The organism is Acidocella sp. MX-AZ03 (assembly GCF_027626035.1).
Classification (GTDB): domain Bacteria; phylum Pseudomonadota; class Alphaproteobacteria; order Acetobacterales; family Acetobacteraceae; genus Acidocella; species Acidocella facilis.
Map to the genome: position 1 here is coordinate 1,277,818 of NZ_CP110774.1, position 24,822 is coordinate 1,302,639.

The 24,822-nt window shown below is 63.1% G+C and carries 32 protein-coding genes and 1 pseudogene; 1 reads left to right on the plus strand and 32 read right to left on the minus strand.

Going from position 1 to position 24,822, the window contains the following annotated elements; translation table 11 throughout:
• The first annotated feature begins 18 nt into the window (after window positions 1-18).
• Window positions 19-582, plus strand: coding sequence for a hydrolase (locus tag GT370_RS07135; RefSeq protein WP_008492476.1), 564 nt, complete (start codon window positions 19-21; stop codon window positions 580-582).
• A gap of 378 nt (window positions 583-960) precedes the next feature.
• Here GT370_RS07135 and GT370_RS07140 read toward each other — a convergent pair whose 3' ends face one another.
• From GT370_RS07140 to GT370_RS07285, 32 genes and pseudogenes are all read right to left on the minus strand, one after another.
• On the minus strand, window positions 961-1,893 hold the full coding sequence (locus GT370_RS07140; protein ID WP_270184123.1) for a contractile injection system protein, VgrG/Pvc8 family: 933 nt from the start codon (window positions 1,891-1,893) through the stop codon (window positions 961-963).
• The gene (locus tag GT370_RS07145) at window positions 1,890-2,108 is read right to left on the minus strand and encodes a tail protein X (RefSeq protein WP_008492474.1); all 219 of its coding nucleotides are present in this window, start codon (window positions 2,106-2,108) and stop codon (window positions 1,890-1,892) included. The genes GT370_RS07140 and GT370_RS07145 overlap by 4 nt, the downstream gene beginning before the upstream one ends.
• Window positions 2,108-2,646 (minus strand): annotated as a pseudogene (locus GT370_RS07150) (phage tail protein). The gene GT370_RS07145 and the pseudogene GT370_RS07150 overlap by 1 nt, the downstream one beginning before the upstream one ends.
• Window positions 2,643-4,763 (minus strand): hypothetical protein, encoded by a 2,121-nt coding sequence (locus GT370_RS07155; RefSeq protein ID WP_008492471.1) that lies wholly within the window; start codon window positions 4,761-4,763, stop codon window positions 2,643-2,645. Before GT370_RS07155 ends, GT370_RS07150 begins: the two are co-directional and overlap by 4 nt.
• A 120-nt stretch (window positions 4,764-4,883) precedes the next feature.
• Window positions 4,884-5,201, minus strand: a complete 318-nt coding sequence (locus GT370_RS07160) for a phage tail assembly protein (RefSeq protein ID WP_240376488.1) — start codon at window positions 5,199-5,201, stop codon at window positions 4,884-4,886.
• Window positions 5,202-5,212: 11 nt separating this feature from the next.
• A complete protein-coding gene (locus tag GT370_RS07165; protein WP_008492469.1) occupies window positions 5,213-5,719 on the minus strand; it encodes a phage major tail tube protein in 507 nt (168 codons plus the stop codon).
• A gap of 11 nt (window positions 5,720-5,730) precedes the next feature.
• Window positions 5,731-7,152 (minus strand): phage tail sheath subtilisin-like domain-containing protein, encoded by a 1,422-nt coding sequence (locus GT370_RS07170; RefSeq protein WP_008492468.1) that lies wholly within the window; start codon window positions 7,150-7,152, stop codon window positions 5,731-5,733.
• Window positions 7,153-7,230: 78 nt separating this feature from the next.
• Window positions 7,231-8,160, minus strand: coding sequence for a hypothetical protein (locus tag GT370_RS07175; RefSeq protein ID WP_008492467.1), 930 nt, complete (start codon window positions 8,158-8,160; stop codon window positions 7,231-7,233).
• Between the two features lies 1 nt (window position 8,161).
• On the minus strand, window positions 8,162-8,737 hold the full coding sequence (locus GT370_RS07180; RefSeq protein WP_008492466.1) for a phage tail protein I: 576 nt from the start codon (window positions 8,735-8,737) through the stop codon (window positions 8,162-8,164).
• Window positions 8,727-9,632: a baseplate assembly protein gene (locus GT370_RS07185; protein WP_270184124.1), complete on the minus strand. Its 906-nt coding sequence runs from the start codon at window positions 9,630-9,632 to the stop codon at window positions 8,727-8,729. The genes GT370_RS07180 and GT370_RS07185 overlap by 11 nt, the downstream gene beginning before the upstream one ends.
• On the minus strand, window positions 9,632-9,970 hold the full coding sequence (locus GT370_RS07190; RefSeq protein ID WP_008492464.1) for a GPW/gp25 family protein: 339 nt from the start codon (window positions 9,968-9,970) through the stop codon (window positions 9,632-9,634). Before GT370_RS07190 ends, GT370_RS07185 begins: the two co-directional genes overlap by 1 nt.
• A gap of 109 nt (window positions 9,971-10,079) precedes the next feature.
• The gene (locus GT370_RS07195) at window positions 10,080-11,768 is read right to left on the minus strand and encodes a hypothetical protein (RefSeq protein WP_144052621.1); all 1,689 of its coding nucleotides are present in this window, start codon (window positions 11,766-11,768) and stop codon (window positions 10,080-10,082) included.
• A gap of 1 nt (window position 11,769) precedes the next feature.
• Window positions 11,770-13,347: a hypothetical protein gene (locus GT370_RS07200; RefSeq protein ID WP_270184125.1), complete on the minus strand. Its 1,578-nt coding sequence runs from the start codon at window positions 13,345-13,347 to the stop codon at window positions 11,770-11,772.
• Entirely contained in the window at window positions 13,340-13,705 is a 366-nt protein-coding gene (locus tag GT370_RS07205; protein WP_008492462.1) for a hypothetical protein, read from the minus strand. The genes GT370_RS07200 and GT370_RS07205 overlap by 8 nt, the downstream gene beginning before the upstream one ends.
• 42 nt (window positions 13,706-13,747) lie before the next feature.
• The gene (locus GT370_RS21335; protein WP_442865535.1) at window positions 13,748-13,801 is read right to left on the minus strand and encodes a hypothetical protein; all 54 of its coding nucleotides are present in this window, start codon (window positions 13,799-13,801) and stop codon (window positions 13,748-13,750) included.
• Between the two features lie 8 nt (window positions 13,802-13,809).
• Window positions 13,810-14,169: a phage baseplate assembly protein V gene (locus tag GT370_RS07210; RefSeq protein WP_270184126.1), complete on the minus strand. Its 360-nt coding sequence runs from the start codon at window positions 14,167-14,169 to the stop codon at window positions 13,810-13,812.
• 115 nt (window positions 14,170-14,284) lie between these two features.
• Window positions 14,285-14,845: a hypothetical protein gene (locus tag GT370_RS07215; protein WP_008492459.1), complete on the minus strand. Its 561-nt coding sequence runs from the start codon at window positions 14,843-14,845 to the stop codon at window positions 14,285-14,287.
• Window positions 14,821-15,387: a prophage LambdaW5, minor tail protein Z-like protein gene (locus GT370_RS07220; RefSeq protein WP_008492458.1), complete on the minus strand. Its 567-nt coding sequence runs from the start codon at window positions 15,385-15,387 to the stop codon at window positions 14,821-14,823. Before GT370_RS07220 ends, GT370_RS07215 begins: the two co-directional genes overlap by 25 nt.
• Entirely contained in the window at window positions 15,384-15,503 is a 120-nt protein-coding gene (locus tag GT370_RS21340) for a hypothetical protein (protein ID WP_442865506.1), read from the minus strand. The genes GT370_RS07220 and GT370_RS21340 overlap by 4 nt, the downstream gene beginning before the upstream one ends.
• Window positions 15,500-15,715: a hypothetical protein gene (locus GT370_RS07225; RefSeq protein ID WP_270184127.1), complete on the minus strand. Its 216-nt coding sequence runs from the start codon at window positions 15,713-15,715 to the stop codon at window positions 15,500-15,502. Before GT370_RS07225 ends, GT370_RS21340 begins: the two co-directional genes overlap by 4 nt.
• Window positions 15,715-16,074, minus strand: coding sequence for a hypothetical protein (locus GT370_RS07230; RefSeq protein WP_008492456.1), 360 nt, complete (start codon window positions 16,072-16,074; stop codon window positions 15,715-15,717). Before GT370_RS07230 ends, GT370_RS07225 begins: the two co-directional genes overlap by 1 nt.
• A complete protein-coding gene (locus GT370_RS07235; protein ID WP_039884666.1) occupies window positions 16,071-16,250 on the minus strand; it encodes a hypothetical protein in 180 nt (59 codons plus the stop codon). Before GT370_RS07235 ends, GT370_RS07230 begins: the two co-directional genes overlap by 4 nt.
• A 52-nt stretch (window positions 16,251-16,302) precedes the next feature.
• A complete protein-coding gene (locus GT370_RS07240; RefSeq protein WP_270184128.1) occupies window positions 16,303-17,622 on the minus strand; it encodes a phage major capsid protein in 1,320 nt (439 codons plus the stop codon).
• A 47-nt stretch (window positions 17,623-17,669) separates the two neighbouring features.
• Window positions 17,670-18,269 carry an HK97 family phage prohead protease gene (locus tag GT370_RS07245; RefSeq protein ID WP_270184129.1) on the minus strand — a complete coding sequence of 200 codons (600 nt, stop codon included), beginning with the start codon at window positions 18,267-18,269 and terminating at the stop codon, window positions 17,670-17,672.
• Window positions 18,266-19,732: a phage portal protein gene (locus GT370_RS07250; protein ID WP_008492454.1), complete on the minus strand. Its 1,467-nt coding sequence runs from the start codon at window positions 19,730-19,732 to the stop codon at window positions 18,266-18,268. Before GT370_RS07250 ends, GT370_RS07245 begins: the two co-directional genes overlap by 4 nt.
• A 122-nt stretch (window positions 19,733-19,854) precedes the next feature.
• Entirely contained in the window at window positions 19,855-20,418 is a 564-nt protein-coding gene (locus GT370_RS07255; protein ID WP_008492452.1) for a hypothetical protein, read from the minus strand.
• The gene (locus GT370_RS07260; protein WP_270184130.1) at window positions 20,396-22,288 is read right to left on the minus strand and encodes a phage terminase large subunit family protein; all 1,893 of its coding nucleotides are present in this window, start codon (window positions 22,286-22,288) and stop codon (window positions 20,396-20,398) included. The genes GT370_RS07255 and GT370_RS07260 overlap by 23 nt, the downstream gene beginning before the upstream one ends.
• A gap of 157 nt (window positions 22,289-22,445) precedes the next feature.
• Window positions 22,446-22,979: a terminase small subunit gene (locus GT370_RS07265; protein WP_008492450.1), complete on the minus strand. Its 534-nt coding sequence runs from the start codon at window positions 22,977-22,979 to the stop codon at window positions 22,446-22,448.
• A gap of 268 nt (window positions 22,980-23,247) precedes the next feature.
• A complete protein-coding gene (locus tag GT370_RS07270) occupies window positions 23,248-23,766 on the minus strand; it encodes a glycoside hydrolase family 108 protein (RefSeq protein ID WP_008492449.1) in 519 nt (172 codons plus the stop codon).
• 7 nt (window positions 23,767-23,773) lie between these two features.
• Complete coding sequence (locus tag GT370_RS07275; protein WP_008492448.1) at window positions 23,774-24,097, minus strand: hypothetical protein; 324 nt, start codon at window positions 24,095-24,097, stop codon at window positions 23,774-23,776.
• Between the two features lie 60 nt (window positions 24,098-24,157).
• Window positions 24,158-24,475 carry a hypothetical protein gene (locus GT370_RS07280; RefSeq protein ID WP_008492447.1) on the minus strand — a complete coding sequence of 106 codons (318 nt, stop codon included), beginning with the start codon at window positions 24,473-24,475 and terminating at the stop codon, window positions 24,158-24,160.
• Window positions 24,472-24,747: a hypothetical protein gene (locus GT370_RS07285; RefSeq protein ID WP_144052619.1), complete on the minus strand. Its 276-nt coding sequence runs from the start codon at window positions 24,745-24,747 to the stop codon at window positions 24,472-24,474. Before GT370_RS07285 ends, GT370_RS07280 begins: the two co-directional genes overlap by 4 nt.
• Window positions 24,748-24,822 lie beyond the last annotated feature (75 nt).

A 24,822-nucleotide genomic window follows, 5' to 3' on the forward strand; every position in this document is an offset into this window, starting at 1 on the left:
TCTGAAAAGGCTGTTGCCATGACCGAGCTTGATCCCGCCCGCACCGCCCTGGTGCTCATCGACCTGCAGAACGGCATCACCGCCCTGCCCACCAGCCCGCGCAGCGGTGCGGACATCGTCGCCCGCACCCTGCCCTTCGTGGAAAAATGCCGCGCCGCCGGGGTGCTGGTGGTGCCGGTGCATGTCGGCTGGCACGCGGATTTCGGCGATGCGCTGCGCCAGCAGGTGGACGCCCCCGGCAATCACGGCAAGCTGCCCGATGACTGGATGAATTTCGTCGAAGGTCTGGTGCAGCCGGGCGATGTCACCATCATCAAGCGCCAATGGAGCGCCTTCCACGGCACCGAGCTGGACCTGCAGTTGCGCCGCCGCGGCATCACAAATATCGTGCTCTGCGGCATCGCCACCAATATCGGCGTGGAATCCACCGCCAGGCAGGCCTGGGAGCATGGCTATCAGCTGGTGCTTGCCGAGGATCTCTGCACCTCGCTCGGCGACGGCGCGCATGAATTCGCGATCAAGACGATCTTCCCGCGCCTCGGCCTGGTGCGCCAGAGTGCGGAAATCAACTTCAAGGCCTGACCGGAAAGCCGCACCGGTCATACCGGGGCGGCAAACATCATGCGGAAAGCGCGAAAAAACTTAAAAATACGGAAAATCAATGAGTTGCGCTGGCGGAGGAGATGTCCACCGAACTCAACCACCTAACCACCTGAATTTGAACATCACGAGCGGCCGATGTTTTGAAAAGTGCCCGGAATTATACCCGGGATTTTTTTTGCTGGAAACGCACTCTCACCGCGCCCCGGGCACGGCGCGGGGCCCCGGAAGATCAGGAGCTTACCGGCTCGGCTACGTCGTCGGTCTGATATTGGGACAGCGTGGGGTCGTTTGGCAGCTGGGCGGAGATGGTGCAGAGGTATCCACCCTTGCCGTCCAGGCGGTGATCGACCTGAGTGATCACCCATCTGGTCGGCACGTCCGGATGAAACCCGGAGAGCGTGAGGGGGCCTCAGCCAGGAAAGCGGGGTCACCCTCCAGCGAGAGGGTCAGCCGGGTCTGCGCGCGGATGGACTGCGCCAAGAGCGCCTTGGCGGCAGCGAGCGCCGTTGCTTGATCCGGGAAATGCTGCCGGATCCGCTTGACCGGCTCGCCCTGCCCCACGCTCACGACATGCTTCTGGGCTGTCTTGTGGACATGGTAGCATGCCACCACCGTGCCGGCGTTCGCGCGGGTCTGCTCGTTCATGCCGAAGCTCGAGGCCTGGCTCGCCTGCACCGTGATTGCCGGCAGCGGTTGACCGCTCACAGAGAGGCCGGTCGCCCGGGCGTAGAACAGCAATTGGCCGTTGGCCACCTTGAGGACGGCGTCATATTGCTGGGCCAGCCGGGTCAGCAGGTTGAGGTCACTTTCCGCGTCCTGCATGACGTGCGGCAGCGGGATTGATGCCAGCGCGCTGCTGGTGCTGCCGGCCAGGCCGTGCCGCTTGGCGATGGTCTGCACCAGCACGCCGATGGTGGTGCCGGCCGCCCACACCTGGGTGTATTGGGTCTGCAGGTCGGTTTTCCCGGCTGGCGTCGGCGCATAGATGGCCGAGCGCGCACGGATGGTTACGACTTCCGGCCAGCCCCGGATCTCGACCTCATCGGCGACGAACATCCCCATATTGATGGTGGTGCCGTCATAGCCGAGGAACAGCGACAGCTCGGCGCCAGTCGGCGGCTTTCTGATCGGGTTGGCCGGGTCCGTCGAAGCAAGCTCGATCACCAGGGAATCGGACTCGTACCCCGTTGCATCGGTCATCGTGAGCGACGACAGATTCGCCTGCACCACAGAGGTGATGTCGGAACCGTTGGCGATGAGCGCGAAATTGGGAACGATGCCGGTACTCATGACCAGAGACGCACGCCTTGATCGGCGCCCACACTGGCAGACAGGTCCGGCAGCGTGATCACCACCCCGGCGCCCAGCACCGGGCCCAGCGCGGCCAGGCCTGGGTTGGCGGCGAGCACCTGCTCATATACCCGGCCGTCCAGCGTGCCGTAATAGGCGAAGGCCACCGCATCGACCACATCGCCATCCTTGGTGGTATAGGTCACGGCCGCCATCAGATCAGGTTCCCGATACCGGTCAGCCCCTCGACCGTCTGCTGCGCGCTCTGCGCCGACGAGACGAGGCCGCCCAGGCCAATATTGTTGAGCAGGTTCGTAAGCAGGCTCGAGGGGCCGCCATCATACCAGCGCAGGGTCACCGTGAAGGCCTGTTTCTTCGGCTGCCCGAAGGCCGCGAAGATGCTCTGCGTCTCGGCAACGCCCGTGATGACCCAGCGCCCGTAGACGTTGCCCATGCCGTCGATCAGGCTCTGGGGCTTCCCCTGGCCAGCGAGAGCGCGCAGGGCATTCAACTGCCCCCCACCGCCCGGAAGCCAGGATAGACGACGCCGGGCAGCGTGATCATATCCTGCCCCGGGCCGGTAAATTGCAGCGCATCATTCTGGCTAAAGCGCGGGACGGCGGCCCAGGTATATTCGGTGTTGCGCTGCAGCTCCTGGAACGCGGCCGTGTTCAGCGAGAACAGGAAGCTGCCAAGGATCATCTGCGGCATATACCCGCTGGCAGCGCCGGCGGCGCCGGAAAGGACGCTCATCGCATGAACTCCTGGGCCGGGTCGTACATCGCGCCCCGCGCCGCCGTCGCCTGGTGCGCCTGGATGCGCCGGTGCAGCTCATCCCACAGTTTGCCGCCATCCTGCCCGGGCGCGGCATTAATCTCGACCTTGCCGATATGGACCCCGCCGGCGGATGCGTGGCCCCGTGACGTGAAGGCATTCGGCGCCGCCTGGGTCGCCACGCCGGCCGGCGCCTGCCCGCGGCCGGTGAAGGCATTGGTTGCTATGGGCGTTGGGGTAAGCCCCGCGGCCGTAAAGGAGTCGAGCACCGTCTTTTTGAACGCCTCGAGCTTCTTCACCAGCCAATCAAGCCGGTCGCCGATCCAGCCGATGGTGGTCTGAAAGGCAGATTTCACGCCGCCCCACAGATCCTGGAAAAAGGCCTTCACACCACTCCAGTGCTTGGTCAGCTCATAGGCGGCCACGCCGAGCGCCGCCACGGCCGCAATCGTCAGGCCGATTGGGTTGGCGAAGAGCGTCTCCCCCAGGAACAGCATCGCCGAACCCACCGCGCGAATCGCCCCAGGTGCCACTAGGCCGAATTTGGTAAAGAGCAGCGTGTACCCGGCATAGGCCGCGAACGCGCCGCCCACCGTCAACAGCACCGGCGCCAGCACCGCCAAAGATGCGCCGAGCACAGTCACACCAATCATCATGTCGCGCGCGAGGCGCGGGTGACGGGCGGTGAAGGCGTCGAGCTTCTCCAGCGCGGTGGCGGCGAGCGTGAGGGCGGCTGTGTAGGTTGGCAGAATATCGGTGCCGAGCCGCAGCTTCAGGTCGGCCAGCCTGGCCTCTGCCTGCGCCTCCTTGCCCGCCGGAGTGTTCTGGGCGTTGGCGTTCATCTGGTCGATGTTCTGCGCGCCGGCATTCAGGCGCTGGCGCTTATCGATGTTCTGCTGCTGCTGGTACATCGTCGAGAACAGCGCCGCTGCGGTGCGGCCCATGATCGACCCGATGGCATCTTGGATGGCCTGCGGAGAGGTGATGCCGTGCGCCGCGAGGTTCGGCAGCAGCACATCCTTCATCCACTGGTAGGGGTTGCTCAGATATTCCGCAGACCCTTTCAGCGCCCCGGGATTGAGGTATGCGGCCTGGCCGACCTTGTCGAATTTGACCTTCGACCGGTCGCCGATCAAGCCGTATTTCAGCATGTTCTCTGCTGCGCGCTTCGTGGTGTGCCCCTGGTACATCTCGCTGTAGGCGGTCATGAGCGCGGTGCCGACGCGGTGGCCGCCCATCTCCTGGATCAGCGGTTCCATGCCGTAATAAAACGCCTGATCAGTCATCCCTTTAACGGCGATGCCGCCCGTGGCGATGGCATCACGCCATTGATCGGCCGTGACCTTGCCGCCGGTGGCATTGATCACCTGCTGGATCATGTTGGCTTGGCGGTTAAATTCGCCCTGGTCTTTCGTGCCGCCGCGGAGCTCGATCACCTTCAGCATATTCATGAAGGCATCTTCGTTCTGGCCGGCCTGCTCCGAGCCGAAAAGTGCACCATTGGCAAACTTCATCTTGGCCAACATGGGCAGAACCATCTTGGCATCACCCAGGTCTCCGAATACCGACAATGCGTCCGTAATCAGGCCGAGGCGGTCCGACTTGCTGGTGCCGAAGATATTCTGCCGGGCCGAAAAGGCGGCGGCCTGGGAATTGACGCCAGGGCCCATACCCAGCGCTGCCAGGCGCGCCTGCTGCTGCTGGTAGGCCTTCGCAGCGTTAACGGTGGAAAACACCGGCACGCCGATGGCGGCCGCGCCGATGCCGGCCTTAACGCCGAGGCCGGCGATGTTGCTGCCGATATTGTTCAGCCGCTGATAGCGCTCCTGCGCTTCATTCAGTTTGGTCTGTGCCCGCCGCGCGTTCTCGAGCTGAGCGGTGAGGCGCTGGTAAGAGCTCTTCAGGCCTTCGACATCACCCCCGGAAAGAGCGGTTTTCTTGATTTCCTGATTTAGCTTCTTTTGCTCGCGCGACAGCTTATCGACAACCTTGCCGATCGACGAGAGCCCTTCCTTCGTGCTGCCCAGGGCCAGGCGCAAGCTGGAGGAGATCGCGCCTCCGATGACCAACTTGGCTTTAAATTCACGCTCGGCCATTTATCGGCAGCCCTTCCAGCCACCAGACAAACCGGCTGGCGCGCATCTTCACGATTTCCGCTTCTGCCCATCCCGTGAAATGGGCCAGTGCCAACACCCCGTCGCGGATGGTCTCGGGTGTTAGTCGGTAAAAACCCCGAGCGAGGCCTGCAGGCGCGCGTAGTCACGAAGCGGAAGCTTGGCGATATCAGCGGGCGAAACCTCGCAGAGGTTGGCGAAGAGGCTGATCTCCTTGCGCGCCTCGCTGCCCTTCATCTCTTCCACCGTCAGCTGATCGTCTACGGTCACCTCGCGTACCCGCAGCACCGTGGTCTTCGAGCCCGACAGATCCAGTGCGCGGGAGAGCACCACATCGACAAAGCCGTCGCCTGGCTTGAGCCAAGCAGGCAGATCCTTCTTATCTTCGTCAGCCCCTGCCGGTTTCGTTATCTTCGCCACCACTCACCTCCTCACATGCCGAGCGCGGAGCGCATGGCGCTCAGCACGTCTTTGCCGTTGATCACCTGGATCATGTTCAACACGTCGATTTCGTGAATCACCGAAGTGCCGTGCTGCAGCTTGTAATAGCTGGCGGACACCTGCACCTTCAGCTCGGCCACTCTGCCGGGCTTGCTGGTACCCGGGTCGATCTCCTTGATCTTGCCGCGGATGGTGTGAACCACCGGCGTGACGGTGCCGTCGTAAGACTCCAGCACCTCACGAATGATGAACGGCACCGCGGCGCCCTCGGTAATGCCGAAGCTGCCCAGGACATTCGGGTCATAGGAGACCATGGTGAAATCCATCATCAGCTTTTCCATGCCCATGGTCAGCTCGACGGGCGCCTCCATGCCGCCGCCACGGAAATCCTCCGTCTGCTGGGTCAGCTTAGGCGCGTTGACTTCCGTCACCTGCCCGGCATAACCCTTGCCGGACACGAACAGATTAAAGTTTTTCCGAATATCACTCGCGGCCATCCGCCAGCTCCTTAGAAGATGTTGGACTCGTAATCATCCGTCAGATGACTGGTGAAGGTCACGCGCTCGGCCGGGCTCGGCACGGTCTGGTCATAGTCAAACTTGATCTGGCCCGCCGCGATCTGCGCATTCGAGTTTTCGTCCGGGTCCAGCCAGAAGCTGCCACCCAGCACCGCACCCAGCGAGATCAGGGTGCGCATGAAATTGTTGCCTTCCTCGAGGACCGTATCGACGAAGCCCTTTGTGATGGGCTGATCGACCGCCCAGAGATTGGCGGCGGCGATGCTGTCATTGATGATGTCGCGCGACCGAACCACGGCCAGGAACGCCAGCGCGCTGTCGGTGGACAGGGTGCGGTTGCCCCAGGTCCGGAAGCCGTTCATCCGGATGATGGTCGCCACATTGGCCGCGTTCAGCAGGTTCGCGCCGCTGCTCGCATCGCCCATGGTGAAGTCGATGGGGCGCCCCAGCGCCAGCACCGGCGAGAGCGGCTTGTTCGACGGCGAGTACCAGAACCCATAGGTGCTATCGGTCCAGGCGATGATGCCCGCGATGGTGGGGCTGGCGGGACGGGTGATATTCTGCGCCGTCGCCTGATCCAGCTTCGTCACCCAGGGGTCGACCAGATAGACGCGCTCGCTGTCGAAGTCGCCCGCCATCGCAATCGCATCAGCGTCGGTGGTGTTCGGGCCGTCCTGCACGATGATGGCGCGCAGGCGCGCCGCGATGGAAATCATCTCCGCCACCACGGCATTACCGACCGTGCCCACGGTCGCCGTGAACACGGCTGCCGTGGTGGGGGTGCCGGCGGCAGCGGGGAGCTTGAAGGTCGGCGCAGCGGTATAGCCGGAGCCCTCGGCCGTGGTACCGACCTGGGTGACGACGCCAGCGACGACGGTGGCTGTGGCGGCCGCGCCGGCACCGGTCGTATCGCCGGTGGCGTTCGTCACCGTGAGCGGATAGGTGCCGTCGGTATAGCCGGCGCCCGCATTGGACGCGACCAGCGAGGCGATGCCGGCGCTGGTGCGCTGATGGGTAAAGCCGGGGGCGATAAGGATGCGCGGCTTCTGGCCGAGCGCGGCGTTGGCATAGACGAACTGCTGCGCGCCGGCGATGATGTTGGCCTGGGTCTGGGCATCGGTGGTGCCGACATCCACCCGCACCACCACCACCACCGCGCCGATGATATCGAAAATATCCTGCAGGGCGCCGGGCAGCGTGCCGTTATCGGCGCTGACGCTCTTCGAGTAGAGCGATTTGGTCAGGCTGGCCGAGCCGTTATTCAGCACCGGTGTGTTGAGCGGGTAGACCGTCGGGTCCGCGTTCGGGGCGGTTCCCACCACGCCGATCACGTTCGAGCTCACGATGGTGATCGTCTTGGTGGTGCTGGTATCGTCGACCACTTCGACGCCGTGAAGGAAATTCGTACCCATGCGGTCTCGCCCCGGTTATTGCATCCGAGACAGCATCATCCGCCGCGCGCGTCCGTTCCTCCCGGGGGCGGCGCCAGATTAGTCGTGAGGGATAAACAACCCCCAGAACCCTACGCCCACGTCAGAATTCGTGGTGCCGTTGTTGGCCGTGAGCGTTCCCTTTAGCTGAACTCCGGCTGTCACGGAAATGATCGCCGTGCCCACTCCCATATTGCTGGATGTCCAGAAGCTGCCCGCCCCAGGGCCCAAATTATTACCCATGATTGTGCCGCCGCTCGTAATCCCCAGCGAAAGGGAGTTAAGCACGGTCGTGCTGGAGACCGCCTGACAATTCAGCATAATCGTCCCGTTCTGCGGGGGCGTGAAGCTGATGTTCAAGGAGCGGGACCCGCTCGCGCCCGGCACCATATAGCCAACCAATTGTCCAGATTGGCTGAAGTCAGATAGGAGCGCCGCAATAAACCTGACCCAGTTGGTCGTAGCGACGGCGGAAGAATCATCAGGAGCGGGCGGCGTTATCGAGCGTTGAATGCCCCCTGGATTTTCCACCAACACATAGCCGCCGTTCCCGCCATTGACCTTGGTGCTATACCGCAGCCGCGCTTGGCCTGTGATCTCGCCCCCGGCCAGCGCATTCATATCCGCCCCAAAAATGGGCAGCGGCGGGATTGCGGTGGTGCCCGCGACAGAGCCGTCGCACGGCGTGAAAGTCGCCGGGCCTGTATTGGCGGCTGTGGCGCGGAAAGCAAAGCAGGCACCATCATTAATCGGCGCGGTAGCAGCTGGGGTGTAGTTCGCGATGATCGCGTTTGCTTTCCCTGCCGCCGTGGCGTATTGGCTGGTGAAGCCAAGCAGCGCGATTACCCGATTGTAAAGCCACCGGGTTCTATTTGCAAAGCTCTTGCCCTGTGTGTTCATCACACCGTTGACGCCGCCGAGGGCGGCGTCCGTGGTCTCGAGCTGGTATATGCCCGCATCAAAGCTGTCGGATTCGGAGAGGTTCGCCATGTTATCCTGCCACGCCTAAATTGTAGGAGCCGTCGAGCAGCACCGTGCCGTTGAGAATGAAAGCCGCCTGGGTGAAATCGAGGCCCAACAGGTAGCAGCGCGCTGGCTGCGTTGCGGCGAGTATCCGCTTAACCTGATCCGCTTGGCTGTTGGCGATCGGTGCAGACAGGATCACGCGGTAGTATGGCCAGTTCGCCGGGTTGCCGAGGTCATGGGAGCCGTCAAGCATCACTGTTCCATCAAGGTTCCACACTGGATCGCCCTCAATGATCTGCGCATTCGGGTATCCGGCGACGGCCAGCGCGGTCTCCATCGAGGCGAGCGTGCCTTTGATCTTGTGGTTCGCGATGCTCGCCGCCACCACCGCGCGCTTGACCGCCTCCGGCCATGTGCTGTCCCACTCATCGACGCGCCAGGCCCATGCCAGCCAGGGCAGCAGTTCGAGCGGGCAGGTCTGGGCATTCCAGAGCGCGCCCGCGACCACCGGCACAGCCCCGACGCGCGCCGTCGCCTGCTCGAGCGCGCGCTCGCCCGCAGTGGCGTTGGGCGGCAGCAGGGTGGCAACGTCAGACACCATAGCCCCCGAAGGTCAGAGTGATGCCGGTGCAATAGCTGGCCTGAAGATCGGTGATGGCCAAGTCGGTCGTGATGCCAGGCGCCGCCAGCACCGCATCGACCACGCCGGTCACCATCAGGGCGGAGATCACGCCGACGACATAAACCGGCAGACCCACCTTGTGCCGGGCCGTGGCGTAGGCCTGGGCAGCAGCCTGGGCGTTCGCCAGCACAGTCGCCTGGTCGGCCGTTGACGCCAGCGTGAGCGTTGCGACGATCGAGTATGAGACGATGCTGGCGCTCTGCACCTGCACGGTATCGCAGAGCGGCCGCACGCTGGTGGAGTTGAGCGCGGCGCTGACGGCGTCGAGCGTGGCCTGCGGGGCGCCCCCGGTGCCCGTCTGTGATAGGACGGTCACCAGCACCGTGCCCGGCTGTGGACTGGTCACGCTGGCATCGAGGACATCGCCGGATGCCGACTTGGCAAAATAGAGATAGGCCCCGCTCGGCCCGGCCGAGGAATAGCCCTCAAGCGAAAGCTGAATGCGCGCCCGGAAAGCGCTATCGGTTTCCATGACAGCAGCGGTCGGCGGGATGGTGGTGTTATTCGCCGGCGTGATCGTCAGGCGCGTTACGCCATAATTCACGCCGATTTGATCGAGGTCACCACCCTCTGCGTAGGCCAACATCAGCCCCACCGAGGCGTCATTCATCTGCTGGCGCAGCAGCGTTTCCCGATAGGCCACGACCTCGAGGATCTTATAAGCCGGGTCGGATTCAAGCAGCGCGGTGAAAGTCGGATCGCGCGCCTGCAGGTCAGCGAGCATGGCTGCCAGGACGGTCTCGAAATCGATCTGCTGGACCACCTGGGGTGCCGGCAGCGCCGAAAGGTCGATGGCCGAAAGGGTGACCGCCATTAGGTTGTCACGCTGATGCCGGGCAGCGCGATCTGCTGCCCATTGGGCAGATACTGCCCGTAGAGATCGAGGGTGAGCACGCCAGGCGCAGCGGTAGCCTGCACCTTCAGCACGAGGATACGGGGCTCCCAGGTTTGCAACGCGCCGACCGTCGCTGAATAAATTTGCGCCAGCGTCGAGCGGTTCAGAGGCGCGTCGATCAGTTTATAGAGATCGCTCCCGTAGGTCCGGCGCTTCACCCGGCTGCCCAGCGGGGTGCTGAGAATATCACGAATGGACTGGCGCAGATGCGCAATATCCCCGAGGGCCTTGCCCGTGTTCGCGTCCGTGCCGATCATGCCTCACAATCGGCACGCTGCCCCCGACTATCCTCCCGGGGCTATAGCGCGTGGCGTGTGGGGATCGAATTAAAAACCTTCTTGCTCAATGAAAAAATCCATTCACGTCCTATTGCAAAGGTATCGCCGAAATAACGGGAGCAGTTCCCGACCAAGTAATCGTCAATGTGTCACTTTTCACTACATTGATGTTCGCAGTCGGCACTCCGGCCAAGGTATTGACCACCGGCACGTTCACGGTAGTCCCGTTCCTGGTAATGGTCACGGCAGTCAGACCGGCCCCTTCAATTAAAATTTGCGCAGGAGAGTTTATCGAAAAACTATCCGGAGATGATCCGGCAGCAGTCTGTTCGATGTTTTCCCCTCCTCCCCCAATGTGAATATATTGGCAAGATCCACCAGCAGGATCAAAAACACTAATGCCGGTGTTATAGGGCGCGCCCCCTGCCGGAGCATCCAGGGTGTAATAAATGCGCCCGTTTAGATCGAGCTGCCCGGCTCCGGTTCCCAGGTTGTACGCGAAGCCCTGATACTGGAATGCATCAGATGATGCCACGGTAATCTCTGTATCCAGCCAACCCATTACTGTAGCGCTTGGATTAGGGCCTGGGTCATTTGCATTTCTGCCGATAATATATCTGCAGTTTTGTGCTAGGTTTTTGGGCCAATGCTGAACGTGATCTCCGCAAAAAATGGAGTACGCAATTACGCAATTTTGCACGTAATTACCATCAAGAATCGAATGCACGCCGGGCGTGATTCCGTTGTATAGACCCTGCGCGTAGCATTGCCTGGCCACCGACATGCAGCTATTGCCCCCAAGCGAAATCGCGGTCTCGTTTGCATTTGTCGGCAGGGGGGACAAATCGCTGATAGTAGGCGTATAAACAGAAATACGATCGTAGATCGTATTTTGCACGCCCTGGCCTCCGATTACGATATATCCGGATAGCGAGGGGACTTCAAACGCAAGGTCCTGCATAATCAGATTTATGGCGGTTATATTTGCAGTATTCGAGTTGGCATAAAACTGCCCGTATCCAACGCCTTGGATGACCGATCCATTTGTCGACGCGTTGGGGCAAATGTAAGGAAAGACCAGCACGGCACCGTTCTTGGCTGGCGCAGCGCTAAGCACTTCACGGAAAAACCCGACCCCTACCGGGCCAGAAAACTTCACCGTAACATCCGACCCGAATGCTACGAGAGGAAGCGTGAGTATTGCGTTTGTGACATTTGCGTTTTGCGGCGCCCCCCCGACCAAATACACGCCGGCATCCAACATAATTTCAGCGCCGCCAATAGATACCGCGTAATTTATTGCAGCTTGAATAGCAGCCGTATCGTCGTGGGTGACGTTGGCGCCCGAAACAGATGCCGAGGCTGCCTTCGATAGGGTGAGTAAATTCGTCCCGGCTCCAGACACGATCTCCGCAATCAGGCGCGTTCCGTCCCCATCCGTACCCGCGCCGTCAACCCGAACATATTGCCCGGGTTGAAAATCAATTGGCGAAGAAAGCATCAAAACATCGCTACCAGATGCAATGCTGCCGGTGGTCGCTGCCGCTGACCCGGCTGCCCCGAATTGCGCGACATTAATCCTGGCCCTGTATATCGCCTGCCCCGCAGGACGAGATAGGGTTCCTAGGTAGGGGACGATATTTAGCGCAGACGCATTTCCATTTTCGTCCAGAACCGCCGCGCCACCAGCACCGCCTGCCGGGAGTTTTGCAGCTGCGCCAAGGCCTAGAACATTGCTAGGGTCGGACAGATCCGCGTTAAAAATTTTATTTGCCATGTCAGCCTAGAAAAGTGAGGGTTGCGCCGTCGGACAGAGTCAATTCCGCAGTAAGGGTCATCGGGCCAACCCAGAAGTTTGAGCCAGCCGGCAACGTAGTTGCTGCCGATACGGTTCCTGGAGAGGAAAAAAATCCCGCCATAAATCCGCCCGAAATACTGACGCCGTTTGCGTCCTGCTTTGAAAGGTCACCCAAATCGCCAACGGCTGCGGCTGCCGCCGTAGCGACTGAAGAGGCTTCCGCGGCCTGGGTGCTTGCTGCGCCGGCCACGGACTGTGCTGCCGCTGCCGCCACGCTGGCCGCACTCGCGACAGAGGACGCCGCACCGGCGGTAGAGATTGCCTGCGCCGCCTGCGTGCTCGCCGCACCGGCCAAGGACTGTGCTGCCACTGCCGCCACGCTGGCAGCACCTGCGGCGGACGAGGCCGAGCTCGCCGTTGAAGCCGCCTGCGCCGCCTGGGCGCTCGCTGTGGCAGCCACAGATTGCGCTGCTGACGCCGCCACAATGGCCGCGCCAGCCACCGATGATGCCGCGCCGGCCGTGGAGACCGCTTGCGCCGCCTGAGTGCTGGCCGCCCCAGCCACGGACTGCGCCGCCACCGCCGCCACGCTGGCCGCACCCGCGACAGAGGATGCCGCGCCGGCCGTGGATACCGCTTGCGCTGCCGCCACGCTGGCTGCGCCGGCGACCGAGGACGCCACCCCGGCGGTGGAGATGGCCTGCGCCGCCTGAGTGCTGGCCGCCCCAGCCACGGACTGCGCCGCCACCGCCGCCACGCTGGCCGCGCCCGCGATAGAAGAAGCCGCTCCAGCGGTGGAAATCGCCTGCGCCGCCTGAACGCTCGCAGCGCCCGCCACCGATTGTGCCGCCGCTGCCGCCACGCTGGCCGCGCCCGCAACAGAGGATGCCGCCCCGGCGGTAGAGACCGCCTGCGCCGCCTGGGTGCTCGCCGCCCCTGCCACGGATTGCGCCGCCGCCGCCGCCACGCTGGCCGCGCCAGCGACCGAGGACGCCGCCCCTGCGGTGGAGAATGCCTGCGCCGCCTGAACGCTCGCCGCCCCTGCCACGGATTGCGCCGCCGCCGCCGCCACGCTGGCCGCGCCAGCGACCGAGGACGCCGCCCCTGCGGTGGAAAATGCCTGCGCCGCCTGAACGCTCGCCGCCCCTGCCACGGATTGCGCCGCCGCCGCCGCCACGCTGGCCGCGCCAGCGACCGAGGACGCCGCCCCTGCGGTGGAGAATGCCTGCGCCGCCTGAACGCTCGCCGTGGCAGCCGCGGACTGCGCCGCTGCAGCAACCACACTCGCGCCGCCGGCCACGGAAAGGGTTGAGCCCAGAGCAGCGGCAGCCAACGACGCCTGCTGGGCGGCTGTCTGCGCATACGCTCCAGCCTGAACGGCGGCGTTCTGCGCGTTGCCGGCGGCCGCAACTGCAGCGGCGCCTACCGATGCCGTCGCTGCCGCTGCGGAGGAAACACTTTGTTGCGCAGCGGCGGCCTGGGCGGCGGCGGCCTGGGCCGCCTGCGCCGCCGCCGTGACCTGCTGCTTGCCGGTGTAGATAATTTGCACATCAGGCATCGAGCGCACCCCGTTCAATGGTGATTGCCGACATATCGAAGGTTTCTTGCGTCCCGTCCGGCCAGATGATCTGCAGGCCGGAAATCAGCTGCGGCGGCCCGGCCGGCGTCGGCTGAAGGGTCGAGGTGACGGAGCCGGGGATCGCCAGTTCAATGGTGCCATCGGTCGGGGCTGGGATAGAGATGTAGGCCGGATTATCGGTCATCTGGCATTTCACCAGCACCTCACCGGCAAGCGACGAAATGCCGAACGCCGCCTGCGCGCCAGTCAGATCCACCGGATTTCCGAGCGCGTCGGTGAGCGTCCAATAACGCTGGTAGGTGTCGCCGCGGATCAGGGCGTAAATGCCGTCGAGCATGGCCGCATTTGGCCGGGCGACGGCGCCCTGTTCCTCCGGGGGCTACCCAGTCGGCGCGTCGGTTTGGCTGCCGCCGCGCGTCACGCCGGTATGCACATGCTCTTTCAGGCTGATGCTATCGGCGATGACATCGGCACCGTTGAGAGTGACCGCGCCCTGGGTGATGATGAGGGAGGTGGTGCCAACCTGCAGCGTGATGCTGCCCCCGCCGGGACCGAGATCACCTTCTTGCTGGCTGTGCGGTCATAGCTCTCAATGCCGCCGTCTTTGTATTTCACCACCCGCTGGCCGGCCGTGGCCGCTGGCGCCGGCATCGTCATCTGGAAGATGCCGACAAGCGCCACGCCCTGGGCCGGGTCGCCGAACGGGCTGAATACCACGGCCTGCTCGCCTTGGTCGGGCGCCCAAATTTCGGCATCGCCGCCGGCGCGCGCGCTGATCCAGGGATGGCTGGCGTCAACCACGTGCCGTCGCTCACCACACAGCGCGGAGCTGTCGGGTCGCTCAGGTCTACCGATTGGATGGTGCCGAAGCGGATCATCTGCGCCATGCGGCGCGCAAGGTCGGCGAGAGCAAAGCTCATTTCGGCGTCTCGTTCCCGCCTGGCGGCAGGACCTGGTGGAACGCATCAAGCGGGGCGTTCACGCCGTTTTCGGAATAGGCCAGGAAGATCGCCTCGGCGTTCGGATCGCTGCAATCGTAGACGCTGCACCCGAAATGCCCGACCTGCTGCCACTCAACCTTCCAGACCAGATATTGATCAAGCTCGGGAGAAAACGCATCCTGATATGCACCCACCACCTGGGCGGCGAGGATCGCCTGGCCAAATTTATTCAGGTGCACAAAGCTGGCGACCGCCGCAGCCAGAGCGCGCACCTGGCGCCCAGCTTTTTCGTCCGAGGCCGGCACAATCACCCGCGCCACCATTCGCAGATTAAGCGCCTGCTGGCCGGTCCCAGGATCTTGGTCGTTTGCCTGCTCAAGCTCCTCGAGCTCGACAAAGAGCGCCGGCGTAGCGCGGGGCTTGCGGTCCTGGGGGTAATCCTCGACCGTCTTGAAGATCGCGAACTCCTGCTTCAGGGCATCGAGCACCGCATCATGGTAGGCGTCGAGGTCTACAGCGCCGTTTTGGTTCGCCATCTCAGCTCATGTTCAAAGAGTTGGAAAAATTTTGTTTCGAAATCTACGCCTTCAAAAAGCTTGTCTTCGATCCAACGCTCCGCGTCATCCGCGATGTCCAAGACCTGCTTTTCAATAGGAAGCCGCGCCTTTCCCTTCCTCAAAAACACTCTTTGCCGACCGGTTTTATCTCGAGCAAGAAAAGCATGCGCGATGAAGTGTTTTCCGACTCGAACACCCTGAGCCGTTTGTTTTGGTGTTCCAAGCTGTTCCATGGATAGCGGGTTTAGGCCATACCATAACTTTATTTCGGGCGCAGACCTGCTCCGAGACAGGCGAAAAGTTGAGAGGCGGCGACGAATAACTTTCTGCTGCACGTCCAGCTCGTGCGAGAGGCCTTTTACCGACGCGGCTTTGAGATACAGGGCCATCCGCCGCAGCGCGCTGGCGAGCGCAGCTTCGACTTGCGGGAGCGTGGCATTTACATCCAGCGCCATGGCGTCGATTTGCTGAGTGTCAAACTCAATGTTTAAGCTACCGCTAGCCCCGCCTGCGGAATTCATAGTTCCGGATCCGTTGGCGACAAGCGCACCGTGGCCATGCCGGTGCCGTCATCGATCGGCGGGCTGGCCACCATATAGGTCACTTCGTTGACCAAGACGGTATCGAAGCGGTTCACCTGCTCGACATCGCAGGCCTTGCAGATGAAGCGGGATTGCTGATGTCAGCATCGAATTCGCCGGTCTGCGCGTTGAATGTCGCATCCTCAAAGATGCCATTCACCGTTACGCCGCCGCCAAGCTTATACGAAAACACCGCGACAAAAGCGAAGCCGCCCTCGTCGTCGGTGTCAAGGAACTCATCCAGATCCTCCCAAGACGGCGCCGGCATTAGGCGCCCTGGATGTCGGCCACAGCCTCGACCGAATAGGTCACGCCCGGCGTGGTGCCGGCCAGCGTGTTTACCGCCCGGACGTATTTATGCAGCACATCGAAGCTGCCATAGATCGTCTGCAGCGACGGGCCGGAATTGGTCACGTTGGCGAAAACCAGACCTGTATCGGTCCAAGTGGTGCCATCCAGGCTATGCTGCAGCTTCACGCTGGAGGTGTTGTCCGCCCCGGTACAGGCACTGGAATTCAGGATAAAATGGCCGTTGCCGGAGAACTTCGAAAGATCGACCTGCGGGCCGTCATCGGTCGCGGTGATCGCGGCAGCCGCACGGACGGCGGCGAAATGGAAAGGTTTCATTTTCCGGTATCCTTCTTTTTCGGTTCCGCCGTCTCGGCCGTAACGCGCGCGGCGCGGCCGCTATCGGTCAGCTGCTTCGCATCGCGCGCAGGAAGCGTGACATCCATGCCGGGCTCGATCATCTTGCCGCCGGCCATAAACCCGCGCACCGCTTTAACCGTGGTCTGTGTGCTCATGTCCGCTCGCTTGCGTTGGGGCGGCGCAAGGCCGCCCCGGTTGCGGTCTGGGTTACGCCACCGGCGCGGCGTTGGCATTGGCATAGGTGAACGCCTCCTTGTGGCGGATATTCATGTCCACATCCTGGAAGAAGATGATGCGGGTGCCGCCGGAGGTGCTCAGCGCGTAGGGATCGACCATCATGTCGAGGCCCGACCACATCGCCATGATGAAGCTCGACCAGACACCGAAGAAGGTATCGCCTTCGGTTAGCTGATTGGTAACATCGGTCTGGTAGCCGTTAATGGTGTTGCCCGGCTCCCAGACGGTGCCGCCCTGCGCGATGGCGGCGGTCGGGAATTTCAGCGTGGTCTTGGCCGCGCCGCGCGCCCGGGCGCTGACCACATAGGACATGGAGCCGATATCGGCGTTCGCCGCGGCGATATCCGTTTCCATCTGCACGTACTCGGCATAGCTCGGATACTCGGCGGCCAGCTTCACAGCATGGATACCGGTCTGGTTGATCAGCCCGGTCGGCTGACCATCGGTGCCGGTGGCGTAGAGCACGGCGCTGTCCAGCGCGAGGCCCATGACGCGCAGGAGGTCATTGCGCACCAGCTGCTCCGCGTCCGGGGTGGACTGCAGCATCAGGCGCCGGGTGATGTCGGTATAGGCCGCCAGCGTCTTCGGGCTGAAGGTGATCTGATCCAGGCCCGGCTCGGACTCGGTCGGCGAGCCGCCCTCACCCACCCAATAGGCCTGCCCGGCGCTGTTCTGGCGCGGGATGTCGACGTTACCCACCAGGCCACCCATCATGGTGATCCGCTTCAGCGCCCAGGTGCGGTTGCGCAGCAGCTCAATGAACTGGTCGGCCAGCAGATTGGTGGCGATGGCATTCGCGCCCGGGCCGCCGGTCGGCGTGGTGGTGGAGAACGCGCGGTTCATCACGTCCGCCGGGATCATCAGCCCCCGGCTCTCCTTGCCGGCCTTCTGCGCCGCCGCGCGGGAACATTCGTATTCGAACGCGGCGTCTTTCTGCATCGCCGTGTTCGTCGGATTGGCCAGGGCGCGCACCGCGCGCATCAGGGAGAAACTCCGCGCTTCCTGATTGGTGAGACCGATCTCGGCATCCTTCACCTGCTCGGCCATCGGCTTCTTGGCGCGCTCGGCGGCAAACTGGCCGAGCAGCTCGCGGCGCATATCTTCGGCCGTCTTGCCTTCGCTGATGAAGCGCAGGGCCAGATCGTTCGCGCCGTAGGCATTGCCCATTTCGGTCAGCTCACGCATCCGTGCGCGCTCGGCTTCCACACCGCGCGCCTGGGCTGCGGTGCTGGCGTTGCCGGCCGGCTCGATGATTTCGATGACGCTTACGATCGCGCCGTTTTCGTCCACATGGGCGCGGACAAAGTTTCCGGAAGCATCCCGGAGGTGTTTTTCGGTCATGGTCTTTTGCACCGCTCCAATGGGTTGGTTTGCAGCGTCACCGTGCCCAGGGCCGCGCTGCGCCGCCTCCCGGGGGCTGGCGCGCCTCGGCCTACACCGACGCTATCGTCGGCGGGTACCGAGACGAACGAGATCTCGTAGGGCTGCCAGTCGGTGACGAGGTAGACATCCTCGCCATTACGCTCCTCGGTCAGCTTCATTCCGTTGACCAGATACCCGACGCTCACCTTTGTGATGATGCGGTCAAAGGCATCCTGCAGCAGCTGCTCGCCGGCGGGGGACTTGCTGATGCGCGCTACCGCCCGCCCCACCCGGTCGGCTGCGTCGATCCGCGGAGCCTCGACCACGCCGCGCTGATCGGACCAATCATGGCACCAAAGAATGGGCGCGCCGTTCGCCAGGCGCGAAAGGTCGGCGGCGCCAGGATCATGCGACAGCTTCTCGATGCCGAACCAACGCTCTACATCGGCCGCCTCGCTCGAAAACGACAGCTGAATGGTCCGGGCATCGAGGTCGACCGCGCCAACATCCGCCATGCGCTTCAGGCCGCCTTTCTCACGAATCTCGTGCAGGCGGGTTGCGATTTTGTCGATCATGCCGGCTCTGGCTCCTTGGCGACCGACTCGTCGCCCTTGAAGGTGGATGGTTCGGGTGCCGGCAGCAGGCCCATCATCACCATGATGAATTGCTCTGGGATGCCGGCGGCTTTCATCAGCTCGATGTCCTCGGCGATCTCCTCATAAACGCGGTTCGGCTCCTTGCCGCTCTCACGGATCACGTTGGATGGGCTGTTCAGCCCGGCGCGAATTTCCGTCACCTTGCCGGTCGCGTCGGATTTCGGATCGATCCAGGGCCAGCGGCGCCCCTGGAAATGAGCGTCGAGGTAATCGTTCAGCCGGTGCGCCGCCAAGGGCTTGCCGCCATTCGTAACCACCAGGCCCCGCAATAGCGCCTGAGCCAGCCACTCACGGAAAACGGGCCGGATCAGCGTTTCAATCAACCAGGCCTGAAGCTCTTTCCAATTATCCCGCTCATCCTGCTTGCCGTCGCGGATCGAGGAAAAATTCACGCCCTCGAGATCATTGGCCAAACTGTTGTAAGAAACGCCCCAGCCGGTGGCGGCGCCGCGCACCATCGCCTTCGTGAAGACAGCAAATTCGCCGCTGGGATATTGCGGGTCGAACTTGTCGAGCTCGGCCCCCTCCGGGAGCTCGTGGAAGCTGAGCGACTCAGCCTCGATGCTGCCGGCAACATCCGCATCATCATCAAGCTCTGGGCCGGTGCCCTCGCGGTATTTGATGAAGCCCATCTTCGTCGCGGAGGCCCGGGCATTCTGGACTGCCGCGTCCTCGAAACCCTGCAGGTGGTGCATCCGAAACAGGCCGGTGGAGGTCCAGGGAATGCCCCGCCGCTGCCCGGCCATCTCCGTCACGAAGCCATGGATGATCTCGTCGGCAGGCACGCGGATAAAGCCCTGGCCGGCGAAATTGTAGAAATAGTCATCCCACTCATCGACGCTGGAAAAGTGGTAGGCGATCGGCTTGCCAAAGCGGCTGAACTCGATGCCCTGTCGTACAAAATTTCCGTTTTCGCCCCAGCGGGTCTGCTCGTATTTGATCGGCAGGCGCTGGGGATCGATAACCTGAAGCGCAAACCCGAACTTTCCGCCGTTATCGCCACGAATCTTGCGGAAGATGAATTCGCCATCGCGCACAGCGTGCTCGATGGCCAGGCCTTGCAGGTGGCGCCAAGACAGCTTGCCGGTCACATCGCAGTTTCCCGGCTCCGACCACTCGGCATGCGCCGCCTCGATGGCTTTTACCGCCTGGCTGTCCGCTTTGCCGTTTTTCTTCACCACACGGCTGTGTAGCTTGACGCCGTGCTCGCCGACGATGTTCTGCCGGCAGCGCCGGACATAGCCGCGCACATAGTCATTGTTCGACCACTGCTCGCGCGACCGCGCGACAAGGATCTGCTGACGCGTCGAGATAAACACATCCGGCGAAACCGGGATTGCCGGCCAGCGGTCATTTTCCTTGACCTGGGAGGCCTTGAACATGCCGGCGGCGGCGCTAAGCCAGAACCCCCTACGGCGCTGACCGCGTCCCGGTGCAGGCGCATAATCGGCGGCCGGCGCGGCTGGCACTGCTGGAGCGCCGCGCTTGAGGAAAGGCATCCGCATCAGCCGAACCTCACATTTACGGCCCGGCCGAAGCCTCGACGGCCACTCTTCTTCGCCCGCTCGCGCGACACCTGTACGGCATAATATGCCCGCAGGGCGATCAGGTCCTTGATCGGCGTCCGAACCAGCTCACGATTGTTGATCCGGTAGCGCTCCTGGTCGCGCGTGGCACGCTTGGCGAGGATGGCGTCAATGGCGTCGAGCGCGATTTCGGCCTCAGACCGGCCATCATACGTCGCCTCGATTGCCTGGAGGTTCGGCAGGATCTGCATCTCGCCGTTACCCACCTCAACCACCGTGCCGCCATTGGTCACGCGCACGCTGAACCAATACCGCCCGGCCACCCAGGCAGCGGTGGCCTCGCTGGTCTCGGAAATCAGCCAGCTGTTGTCGGGCTGCGGCGTGCCGGCGATGTCGATCGGCTGCGGGCCGCGCAGCGCCACGCTGAGCGCCCAGGCCGAGGACGGGTAATCACGCAAAAGCACGACATCGGACACCGTCGTGCCGGCCGTCATATCCGCCAGGTTCACCCGCTTGCCGTCACCGTCGCACCAGCCGCCCATCCATCACCGCCGCTTTCCTGGCCCCCGCTGCGCGGTCGCCATTTTCGATGGCCAGAGTGTTGACGTTGGGGGCTTTCCACCTCCCGGGGGCGGGCTGATCCTGCCGGGATGCAAGCGGCGGTGCCGGCACATCTTCGGCTTCGACAGCTGCCTGTGGCGGGCGATCTGCGGCATCCTTGGCCAGGCGCTGCGCAAGCCGGAGGAGGTTGGGGTTCATGATTTTCAGCGCCGCCAGCGCGTAAACGCGGCAATCCAGCGCCTCGTTGCGCGCCTTGTCCGGCTTGCGCCACTCGCGGACCGGGAAGCCTTTCACATACCGCGTGACCAGCTTCTCGCTGGTGAGCTGGCGGAAATACTCCTCGTCTCGGCCGTCCGGGAAATGGCAATAGCCGGGCCCGGGGCGCGGCACGTTCAGCCGGCGCATCACAACCAGCTTGGCCTCGTCGACGCCTACTGTGAACAGGTCGACTTTGCGCGCGCGCTTGCCGCTTTGCCGACGGCTGGGCGCCCCGACAATCGGGCTTCCCCAGCTGCCGCCGCCCTTGATGGCAAACAAGCGGCGCCCGGTCCGGCCTTTGGCATAGTCGTAGGCGGCCTGGCTCATGCCGCCGGTGCCACCGGTATCGAGGCATGCCGCCGCGATGGGCAGCACAGCGCCGCTCTCATGCTCATAAGTCGAGGCGAGCAGATCATCGAGATCATCCCAGACATCGACCTGCAGAGGATCGCCCCACAGCACATGATAATCCACGCTCCACGACTCTTCGCCCACGCCCCACGCGACGATCTCGACCTCGAGGCGGTCCTGCTGCATGTCGATGCCGGCGGTGAGATAGACGCCACCCATAGGCACCCGCGCCAGCCAGACGCGGCGGCGGCTGATCAGCCCGGTGGCGTCGGCCTGCTCGCCCTGCTCCTCCCAGGTTTCCGAAAGCGACACGTTGACGAAGGTTTGCAGGTCATCCGTGGCTAGCTTGTCGAGGTATGACTGCACGATGTCCCGCAAGCGCCGGAACGTGCTGTAAAGCTCGTTGATGTGATAGCTGGCATGGCCCTTGAACGGCTTCTCCGCCTTCCAGCCGGCGCCCGCGGCCTCGGCGTTTCGGATCGCCGCGATCCGCTGCCCGTCATCCCACGACGCCGGGCATACCGCGCAGGAGATACGCGCCGTCTCCGGCAAATGCTCGATCCCATCCGCCTTGTCGAGCTCGGCGTCATCGATGCCGGTCGAGCGCCGCCCGCTCCAGGTGACCCGCGACCATGCAAGCACCTGGTGCTCGCCGCATGCCGGACAGCAAACATGGAAGCGCCGCTTGTCGCCCGCCTCGAAGGCGGCATCGATATAGCTGGCGCCCTTGATGGTCGGGGTGCTGATCTCGACCAGGAAGCGCTGGTCGCCGAAGGTCGCGGCGCGCTGCCAGAGCAGGCCGACCGGGTGGCCCTCCTCGGTCACCTCGTAGCCATCGACCTCATCGCACACGATCACCGGCGCCGACCGGCCGCGCATCGTTTTGGTCGACCCCGACCAGGCGAACATCATGAAGCCGCCCGGATATGACTTCATGTTTCGGTTGTTCACGCCCTTCCGGCCGCGCGGCTTAGCGATGAGGTTCCGGATGGAGGCATTCGCCTCGACCAGCGGATTGAATTTTGTCTCCAGCCAGGTTGCCAAATCGCCCTGGCTCGGTTGCATCATCATCTGGCTGCGGGGCGCCTGGGCGATGCAAAACGCCTGCTGGCAGAGCGCCATCGTGGTCTTGCCGACCTGGGCGCCCCACTTCAGGCTGATCCGGTAGCAATCCGGGTCCATAAGCATATCGAGTGGCTCGCGCTGGTACGGCGCGTTGGCCATGCGCAGCGGGCCCGGCACGGCATTCCCCTCGGGGATGCGCACATTGTTTTCGGCCCATACGGATGGAGGCAGGTCGGGGGCGGCAGGAGGTGGATCGAGGAGCGCCTGGCGGAGATAGCCACCTGAGCGTCGTTGGCGAATAGAGATTCGATATCCGCCGGGAAGACGGATGCGCTCATCCAGCCGGCGCGGGCTGCTCTTCTTCCTCTTCGCCCTCCTCGCCAGCCGCCAGATCGGTATTGGCCAGTGCCTCGAGCGTCTGCCGGACCTCGGTGAGCAGGACGGCCTTGAATTTGCGCTCGTCGGTCTCGCCGATCAGCAGGGGCGTGACCCGGCCGGGCAGGTTGAGGAAGCCGGCGCGCACCGCAGCGAAAGCCCGGCTCATCGTCGTTTCCATCTGCTCGATCGGCGCCACCAGTTCCTTGGCCTTGGCCAATTGAAGCTCGGCCAGCTGCGTTTCGGCCTCAAGCTTGCGGCGCTCGAGTTCATCCTTGGTGGCTTTGGCTTTTCCTGCTGCCTGCTCCGCAGCGCGGTCGGTCTGCCAGCGTACGACATCGGCCGTGGAGAAGATCCATTCCCGGCCCCGGGCACCGCGCTGGATTACCGGGCAGCCGTTGCGCACCATCGTGTCGATGGTGGGCAGACTGACGCCGAGGAAGTCGGCGAGAACAACCCGGTTTACACGCTGGCCGGCGCCGGTATATGCCACGGGAAAGCCCTCACTTTACTTCGAAAACGACGACAAACCGCAGAAATCAGCGGTTTTTCAGCACGGCCTGAAACATAAAACCGGATTTCAAAAACCACCCTCACATCAAAAAAAGCGGGTTTCCCCGCCCCGCTCTTGGCCACCCTCCGGAAGGACCCATTTTCCCACGGGACTGATAGACATTGCTGCATTTGTACGTCGCGGCACCGCTGCTTTCATGTGATTTTTGGCTGATTTCTGCGGGTTTCTGAGCATCGCGCGGCGGCGTTCACGGCGCTATGACGGCTTGATGCAGCGACAGCACACGCCGCATCCAGCCCAACCCGAACACGCCCCATGTGGGCAAGCCGGATAGATAGATCGCACGATAGCAAAGCGCATCTGTCGCCAACCGCACCGCATCGCCCTTCACCAGTGCAGCCATGGTTTTCGTACCGAACACCCCATCCACATAGATGGCAGCAGCCTGCTGTAGATATATCGTCGATCGTCTTACGCCACTGTTCACAGCGGCATCGAAAGCGACACGCGCAAGAGGCAGAGGCAGATCATCACCGTGAATGCCCGGCCAATAATCGGCGCGATAGATGCGCTCGGCATCTGCTGCTGTAAGGTTTTTAATGTCCAGATTGGGATAGGAAGCCGCACTGATACCGTATTTCGTGCCGCGCAGAATGCCGGCGCCGACCGCGCCTCCCGTCCAGTTGCCGTCATCGCTGGGGTCGGCGGTGTAGCCACCCTCGACGCCGACCGTGAAGGCAAAACAGGTGGAAAAATTGTCGGTCATGATGGGATCAGCCCATGTGAAAAAAGAAATGAGGAGCGAGCGCGATAAGGCCGGTCAGGCTTCCAACCATCGCCGCCAGCGCCATGATTTTCGTCCAGGTCAATTCAACCTGAAAATGTTGATTGGCGACGGACGCGCCTGCCTCACGGTCCCAGCGCGCTTGCAGCTTGTCTCTTGCGGCGCGGCCGCCTTCTTCGCGGTCCATGTAGGCGAGGACGCGCTTCATGTCGCCCTTCAACTCCTTGACGTCATCCTTGACCTCTTCGATGTCGTCCGTGAGGGCTTCGACCTTTCCCGACAACGCGCCAATTTCCCTATCGTATTCAGTCATGTCGATTTGCCGCGCAGCCCCCTGCTTAAAAACAGGCGGGGCCTAAGCCCCGCCAATAAATTACAGGCCGAAGATGGACTTCAGGTCCGCCAGGATGGTCGCCAGCAAACCCAGGCTGGCGGTGGCCTTGGACTGATCCTCGGCGGGCAGCGTGGCGATGACCGGCGCCGCAGCGGTCGCCAGGGTGGTGACGGCGGAAGACGCCGTATCCAGCGCGCTGGCGTGAGCGGCGGTGCTGGCCTCGATGGAGGAGGCAACGCTTTCGGCGGCAGCGACGCCTTTGGCAACCTCGGTGGCGATCGGAGAGCCGGTGACGGCGCCGGCAATGCTGGCGGCCTCAGCGGCATCGGTGAGGGCGGTATCGACGATGGAAGTCATGGCTTGTCCTTTTCGGAAGAGGCGTCAGGTGAAGAATTGCCGCGCGCCTCGGTCGCAGCTGAAGAAACGCCGCGCCAGTCGCCTCGGGCAGCGCGGTAAAGCGGGATCAGCGCGCAAATTGCCGCGGCGAATTCGCCCAGCGGGAATTGGCGTCCGAACGATTCAAGAAACGCACCCGCCACCAGCGTGGCCGTCGCGACGAAAAACACGACATTCGCCTCATCGGGAATGCCGGCTTCGTCGCAGCAAAGCGCGCGCAGAAATGCCTTCATGCCGCTACCATTGCGCGTGGGCAGCGGCCCATCCTCCCGGGGGAGCAGGATCACCCGGGAGGATGCCGCAAGACG

Excerpts from the sequence above, each read along its gene's own strand:
- GT370_RS07135 (WP_008492476.1), top strand. The coding sequence starts at position 19 with ATGACCGAGCTTGATCCCGCCCGCACCGCCCTGGTGCTCATCGACCTG.
- GT370_RS07140 (WP_270184123.1), bottom strand. The coding sequence starts at position 1,893 with ATGAGTACCGGCATCGTTCCCAATTTCGCGCTCATCGCCAACGGTTCC.
- GT370_RS07145 (WP_008492474.1), bottom strand. The coding sequence starts at position 2,108 with ATGGCGGCCGTGACCTATACCACCAAGGATGGCGATGTGGTCGATGCG.
- GT370_RS07155 (WP_008492471.1), bottom strand. The coding sequence starts at position 4,763 with ATGGCCGAGCGTGAATTTAAAGCCAAGTTGGTCATCGGAGGCGCGATC.
- GT370_RS07165 (WP_008492469.1), bottom strand. The coding sequence starts at position 5,719 with ATGGCCGCGAGTGATATTCGGAAAAACTTTAATCTGTTCGTGTCCGGC.
- GT370_RS07170 (WP_008492468.1), bottom strand. The coding sequence starts at position 7,152 with ATGGGTACGAATTTCCTTCACGGCGTCGAAGTGGTCGACGATACCAGC.
- GT370_RS07175 (WP_008492467.1), bottom strand. The coding sequence starts at position 8,160 with ATGGCGAACCTCTCCGAATCCGACAGCTTTGATGCGGGCATATACCAG.
- GT370_RS07180 (WP_008492466.1), bottom strand. The coding sequence starts at position 8,737 with ATGGTGTCTGACGTTGCCACCCTGCTGCCGCCCAACGCCACTGCGGGC.
- GT370_RS07185 (WP_270184124.1), bottom strand. The coding sequence starts at position 9,632 with ATGGCGGTCACCCTTTCGGCCATCGACCTTTCGGCGCTGCCGGCACCC.
- GT370_RS07190 (WP_008492464.1), bottom strand. The coding sequence starts at position 9,970 with ATGATCGGCACGGACGCGAACACGGGCAAGGCCCTCGGGGATATTGCG.
- GT370_RS07195 (WP_144052621.1), bottom strand. The coding sequence starts at position 11,768 with ATGGCAAATAAAATTTTTAACGCGGATCTGTCCGACCCTAGCAATGTT.
- GT370_RS07200 (WP_270184125.1), bottom strand. The coding sequence starts at position 13,347 with ATGCCTGATGTGCAAATTATCTACACCGGCAAGCAGCAGGTCACGGCG.
- GT370_RS07205 (WP_008492462.1), bottom strand. The coding sequence starts at position 13,705 with ATGCTCGACGGCATTTACGCCCTGATCCGCGGCGACACCTACCAGCGT.
- GT370_RS07215 (WP_008492459.1), bottom strand. The coding sequence starts at position 14,845 with ATGGCGAACCAAAACGGCGCTGTAGACCTCGACGCCTACCATGATGCG.
- GT370_RS07220 (WP_008492458.1), bottom strand. The coding sequence starts at position 15,387 with ATGAATTCCGCAGGCGGGGCTAGCGGTAGCTTAAACATTGAGTTTGAC.
- GT370_RS07225 (WP_270184127.1), bottom strand. The coding sequence starts at position 15,715 with ATGCCGGCGCCGTCTTGGGAGGATCTGGATGAGTTCCTTGACACCGAC.
- GT370_RS07230 (WP_008492456.1), bottom strand. The coding sequence starts at position 16,074 with ATGAAACCTTTCCATTTCGCCGCCGTCCGTGCGGCTGCCGCGATCACC.
- GT370_RS07235 (WP_039884666.1), bottom strand. The coding sequence starts at position 16,250 with ATGAGCACACAGACCACGGTTAAAGCGGTGCGCGGGTTTATGGCCGGC.
- GT370_RS07245 (WP_270184129.1), bottom strand. The coding sequence starts at position 18,269 with ATGATCGACAAAATCGCAACCCGCCTGCACGAGATTCGTGAGAAAGGC.
- GT370_RS07250 (WP_008492454.1), bottom strand. The coding sequence starts at position 19,732 with ATGTTCAAGGCCTCCCAGGTCAAGGAAAATGACCGCTGGCCGGCAATC.
- GT370_RS07255 (WP_008492452.1), bottom strand. The coding sequence starts at position 20,418 with ATGGGCGGCTGGTGCGACGGTGACGGCAAGCGGGTGAACCTGGCGGAT.
- GT370_RS07270 (WP_008492449.1), bottom strand. The coding sequence starts at position 23,766 with ATGACCGACAATTTTTCCACCTGTTTTGCCTTCACGGTCGGCGTCGAG.
- GT370_RS07275 (WP_008492448.1), bottom strand. The coding sequence starts at position 24,097 with ATGACTGAATACGATAGGGAAATTGGCGCGTTGTCGGGAAAGGTCGAA.
- GT370_RS07280 (WP_008492447.1), bottom strand. The coding sequence starts at position 24,475 with ATGACTTCCATCGTCGATACCGCCCTCACCGATGCCGCTGAGGCCGCC.
- GT370_RS07285 (WP_144052619.1), bottom strand. The coding sequence starts at position 24,747 with ATGAAGGCATTTCTGCGCGCGCTTTGCTGCGACGAAGCCGGCATTCCC.